Genomic DNA, 4,996 nt, shown 5'->3' with positions numbered 1-4,996 from the left:
GACAAAAAAAGGAGAGCAATCGCTCTCCTTTTCTCTGAACCTGCAGCAAACTTAACTCACTTTAAAGCGCTGCACATTGGCCGCTAGCGCATCGCTCAATTGACTAAATTGATGCATCTTAGTCGACAAAGCTTCACTTGATGCCAGCGACTCATCTGAGCGCTCACTGACATTCTCGATACTGCACGCCACTTCGTCTGCCACCACCGCTTGCTGACCGATAGCGGTTGTCATTTCGATCGTCTGCTGCTGAATTTCATCAATTGCACTGGTGATATCAGCCAGTGCCGCATTGACCATTTCAGTCAGCGCCATGCCCTGTTCCGCCTCTTTAACACCCGTTTCCATCACTTGTTCGGCCTGCAAAGCTTGGCTTTGTAATGTCTGAATGATGTCCTGAATACTGGTTGTCGACTCTTGGGTGCGTGATGCCAAAGTCCTTACTTCATCAGCAACAACAGCAAAGCCTCTGCCCTGTTCACCCGCACGAGCCGCTTCGATGGCCGCATTCAATGCCAACAGGTTAGTCTGTTCTGCAATAGCACGAATAACGCTAAGCACTTCACCAATCTGCTCTGAGCTACTGCGTAACTCACGGATCACACCCGCAGCAGAATTCACTTGTTCAGAGAGCGACTTAATGCCGGTAGCAGCTTTTTGCACAGTGTTAGCGCCTTCGGTAGACGTATGTTTAGCACTGTCAGCAAAGTCGGCTGTGCGCTGGGCGTTGGCAGCCATTTCCTGACTGGTGTGAGCCATCTGTGTTGCCGCCGTGGCGACAGAGGCGATTTCGGCCTTTTGCGCCTTAACCGATTCGAAGGCCTTGTCACACACAAGTACCGTTTCATCAACGCCCGCTTCGACACTGTCTGCCAGTCCACGAGTTTCAAGCAGCATGCCCTGTACCTTTTCGGCAAAGCGATTAAAGGCATTGCTCATACGTCCAAGTTCATCAGCACGTTTGAGGCGAATACGGCGGGTTAAGTCACCATCTCCATCAGCAATATCTTCCATCGCCAGCAGCAGGGAGGAAATATTGTGTCGGAACGGCATCATCACCAACCACACGGTGAGGGCAACCAGCAAGATAATGCCAATGGCAATCAAGCTTGTCGTCACCAGATGTTGATGCACCGGTTCTTCAAATACGGACTCAGGTAACATGAAGCCGAGATACCAGCGCACTTTAGGATAATCACTGTTAATCGCAACAAAGCGAACTCGCTGTGTTTTACCGCCGTATACCACGCTGGTAATACCCGTTTCATCTCTTTGCATCAGCGACTTAAGTTCGGTAAAACCTTGGTTATCACCGCTTAATTGATCGACCTTGGCGAGATCGGTACCAGGGGCAAACTGACTATTAAAACCGGGGAAGTAAACCAATTTCCCCTGCTCTGTCATCAAAAATGCCTGGCCTTCGCCCTGATATTTGATGGGGGAAAGTAAATTCTTGCCGATGGTATCAATCAAGATATCCATACCACCGATACCGACAAAATGACCGGCTTTATCATGTACTACCGTTTTCACAGTAGCCGAGATAGAACCGTCGTTGGCATCAACAGCAGGATCGGCAACATAGAGTCCACCTTTATCGATGCCTTCCTGCCACCATGGGCGCTTATTGGTGTAGTAATTGGGGTCTCCATCATATCGACCATTTAGGTCGAAATACTCAAAGGTGTTAGCAGAGCCAAGAAATACAGATTTGATGTCCTTATCTTTTTCACTGAAAAAATGAAAATAACGGACAATTTGTTGATATTGCTGATCTTGGGACAGATCAGCACCACGGTCATGATAGTTAGAAAACCAGTCCAATACTGACGGATTAGCAAAAATAGCGTGAATAATCTGCCCTTTAGCATAGAAGTATCCGCGGATCTCCTCAGCTTTAAGTTCGATCATCGACGCAATATCGTTGTCGATTCGGATTTTCGTATCATCACTATCATTCTTAACCACAAAGAATGCGACAACAGATAATAAAATTGCCAACGCGCCTGCAATAGAAGCGACTAACTGCAGACTAAGAGAACGCTTGACAGAAAACATCTCGGCTCCTGTTTTTAGAGTTTTTATACAAGGAACCTTACACTCTACCAGAAGCTTTTAGGGAGGTTTAGACAAAAATATTGTAAGAATGTAGGAAAATGTTATCAGTTGATAAAATATGCACTAGTCATACAAATCCAAAATAAACTGCAGCTCTTCATGTGTGATGAGAGGTTGGGCGACAATAGTGCGATTATGATGCTCACCACGCAGTCGTTGGCGGTTATTGCTCACGTGTGTCTTTACATTATGGCGATGTACGCTTTTGGGCTTTCGCTGTGAACTAGCCATGTTCAGACTCCTAATCATCGCTAAACATGCGTCTAGACTAGACCGATGAAACTGAACCGTCACTGAATTTTTGATTATTTTTTAGTCAATTTAAGTAAAGACCGCGATATCGCGGTCTTTTGATTACAATGGGATAACATCGAAACCTCGACGTTACATTTTTGACTGAATGTAATTCTGTAACCCCATCATTTTGATTAATCCAAGCTGCTGCTCTAACCAGTGCATATGATCATCTTCGGTTTCTTCGAGCAGAACTTCCAAAATTTCACGGGTTTGATAATCCTTTTCTTGCTCACAAAGCTCAATCGCAGTTCTCAAATTGGCTGCCACTTTGTATTCATACTGCAGATCAAATTCAAGCATTTGCTGCACATCTTTACCGATCGTCAGCGCATCTCGGCTTTCGACATCAGGTGTCCCTTCCAGGAACAGAATACGAGAAATAAGCTTTGCTGCATGACCGCGCTCATCCTGAGATTCATGATTAATGCGCTCATAAAGCTCATTTAATCCCCAATCCTCGTACATATGCGCGTGAACAAAATACTGATCCATCGCCGCCAGCTCACCATTTAGCAACTTGTTGAGCACTTCAATAACTTTCACGTTCCCTTTCATGGCGATACTCCTTACTCTTCGTCCATTTGTGATTGCAGGTAGTTTTCAATGCCAGTGAGCTTGATTAATTCGAATTGCGACTCGAGCCAATCGAGGTATTCCTCTTCGTCTTCCAGAATATCTTCCAGCAAATCGCGACTGACATAGTCCTTTTCAGCTTCACACAAAGCGATAGCATCACGCAGTAGCGCGATCTCCTCTTCCTGTGTCTCTTTATCACAGCTCAGCATCTCTTGAGGATGCTCACCAATTCTCAATTTATCCAACTGCTGCAGATTAGGCAGTCCTTCGAGAAACAAAACCCGTTCAATCAACTTGTCGGCCTGCTTCATGTCTTTAATCGATTTCTTATACTCATGATGATTCAGCCCTTCCAGTCCCCAGTTTTTGAACATACGAGCATGGAGAAAGTACTGATTAATCGCGGTAAGTTCGCTTGTTAGCACCTTATTAAGCTGTGCCACAACTTTAGGTTGACCTTTCATAGTGATGATTTCCTATCTGGTAAATCTTGATCTGCATCAATTTATTAAGCCTATATGCTGATGCGAACATTTTCAATAAAACTTACAATTTCAATCACTTACAAATAGAAATCATTATCATTAGCACAAAAAACAACCAGCTAGAAAAGTCACCATAAGCTGATGAAAACGCAGAAATAGAATAGAAAAAAGCGGCTGATGACAGCCGCTTTTTTAATTAGATGATGCGATGTTTGTTTAGCTTCTCTTGCCGAGCTAGCTCTTTGGCCTCTCGGGCCTTGCGACGATCACAAGGTTCATCGCAATCACATGCCTTTTCAATCCCCAGAGCACCTAAGCCACCACAGCTTCCCTGAACGGCTTTGCGCTTAATAAGGTAACCAATCGACATCAGTAAAAAGAATGCCAAGAGAAATAAAAATGCTGCTAAAAAGGTCGCCATATTTTTACCTCACTGCTTAATGAAGGGTTTGAAGGCAGAGCTATAGTATACCTTAAATCCATCGTCTTGTTTCTCAATTAACATTATCGCTAAGTGCTCTTTTTCAGCAAGCGCTAATGACTTTTCTGTGCCCAATACCATCATCGCTGTGGCATAGCCGTCGGCCGTCATACAGCTATCATTAACTACTGTAACGGAGGCCAAGCGGTGTTTTATCGGATATCCGGTGCGCGGGTCGATGATATGTGTAAAACGCTCACCGTCTTCTTCATAATAAATTCGGTAATCCCCGGAAGTAGCAACCCCCACATTACCCGGTTCAATCACCTGCTGCACGGAGCGTCCATCTTCGGTGGGTTGCTCTATGGCAACTCGCCATGGCTGACCACCCGGCTTAGTTCCTTTGGTATCGATTTCACCGCCAATTTCGACCAGATATCCCGTCGGTTGGTAGCTTTGTAACAAAGCGGCCACTTTGTCGACACCAAAGCCTTTTGCGATAGAGGATAAATCGACATAAAGGTTGGCTTTGGATTTGGTCAGTTGATCACCATCAATCACAATATTTTCTATGCCGGTACGTTGCTTGGCAGCATCTATCGCTTCTTGCGTTGGGATTTTCACCGGACGCTTATCTGGACCAAATCCCCAGAGATTGACCAAAGGGCCAAGCGTAATGTCCAGCGCTCCGTCTGTTAGTCTATTCAGACGAATGCCTTCCTTAATGACGTTTAGGGTATCGGCTGACACTTTTACCGGCTGCGAGACTTCTGCCTCATTGAACTTAGATAACTCCGAATTAGGCCGATATGTCGACATCTGGTTATTGACCTGATCCAACAGCAGGTCAATGCGAGCCTGCAACAACTGTGCATCTGGCATACGGTCATTGGCCACCACTTTTATATGGTAGGTGGTTCCCATAGTGCTACCACTGAGCGAGATGACTTCCGGCGCTTGTGAGCAACCAGCCAACAACGCAGATGCAGCAAGTAGCATCATCAATTGAGTTAGATAGCGATGTGCAACAGCCTTGAAAGGCAACACCAATTGCATAATTACGTTTCCTAGTAAAAATCCACCTGCATAGCAGGTGGCT

The 4,996-nt window shown here is 45.4% G+C and carries 5 protein-coding genes; all 5 read right to left on the bottom strand.

Annotated elements, in window-relative coordinates:
* Positions 1-51: 51 nt before the first annotated feature.
* The 5 genes from HR45_RS18865 to HR45_RS18845 all read right to left on the bottom strand — a co-directional run bounded on the left by HR45_RS18865 (position 52) and on the right by HR45_RS18845 (position 4,899).
* Entirely contained in the window at positions 52-2,058 is a 2,007-nt protein-coding gene (locus HR45_RS18865) for a methyl-accepting chemotaxis protein (protein ID WP_037445919.1), read from the bottom strand.
* Positions 2,059-2,502: 444 nt separating this feature from the next.
* The gene (gene bfr, locus HR45_RS18860; RefSeq protein ID WP_037445917.1) at positions 2,503-2,970 is read right to left on the bottom strand and encodes a bacterioferritin; all 468 of its coding nucleotides are present in this window, start codon (positions 2,968-2,970) and stop codon (positions 2,503-2,505) included.
* Positions 2,971-2,981: 11 nt separating this feature from the next.
* Entirely contained in the window at positions 2,982-3,455 is a 474-nt protein-coding gene (gene bfr, locus HR45_RS18855) for a bacterioferritin (protein WP_037445915.1), read from the bottom strand.
* Between the two features lie 217 nt (positions 3,456-3,672).
* Positions 3,673-3,897: a (Na+)-NQR maturation NqrM gene (gene nqrM, locus HR45_RS18850; RefSeq protein ID WP_037445913.1), complete on the bottom strand. Its 225-nt coding sequence runs from the start codon at positions 3,895-3,897 to the stop codon at positions 3,673-3,675.
* A 9-nt stretch (positions 3,898-3,906) separates the two neighbouring features.
* Positions 3,907-4,899, bottom strand: a complete 993-nt coding sequence (locus HR45_RS18845; protein ID WP_037445921.1) for an FAD:protein FMN transferase — start codon at positions 4,897-4,899, stop codon at positions 3,907-3,909.
* Positions 4,900-4,996 lie beyond the last annotated feature (97 nt).

Source organism: Shewanella mangrovi (assembly GCF_000753795.1).
Lineage (GTDB): Bacteria > Pseudomonadota > Gammaproteobacteria > Enterobacterales > Shewanellaceae > Shewanella > Shewanella mangrovi.
The sequence above is the reverse complement of the archived record's forward strand: the minus strand, read 5'-3'. Positions and strand labels throughout refer to the sequence as shown.